Raw genomic sequence first — 418 nt, forward strand, 5'->3', positions numbered from 1 at the left:
GATGGGTCGTGACGTCAAGTGTTGTCGTCGAGAAGACCTTTGCCGTCCCGGCTTCGCCGCCCCCCGCGCCCCAACCACCGATGCCCACGCTTGCGTTGACGCTCAGGCCGAACTGGCCGCCGCCATTTCCGCCACCGCCACCGATCGATTGCACGATGATACCGGCCGACCTTTCGCGGAAAGTCTCGACCGAACCATTATAGGTGGCTTCCGTCGCCACGCCCTTGCCGGCCGCGCCGCCTCTTCCCCCCATGCCGAAGCCGGCAATCGCCGACAGTGTGCCGGAAAAGCCGCCATTGCCGCCGCCGCCGCCGACCGACTGCACGATCAGGCCGGCCGAATCCGCGCCGTCCGTGGTGATCGATTGCATCGCGCCATCAGCCGTGCGCAGCGTGACGGCATCGGCATCGCCGCCGCC

1 pseudogene is annotated in these 418 nt (G+C 68.2%); it reads right to left on the minus strand.

From position 1 onward, the window contains the following. Positions 1 to 418 (minus strand): annotated as a pseudogene (locus EN879_RS38605) (hypothetical protein); the annotation flags it as partial.

This window comes from Mesorhizobium sp. M7A.F.Ca.AU.002.02.1.1, from assembly GCF_003998535.1.
In the GTDB taxonomy this organism is placed as follows: Bacteria; Pseudomonadota; Alphaproteobacteria; order Rhizobiales; family Rhizobiaceae; genus Mesorhizobium; species Mesorhizobium ciceri.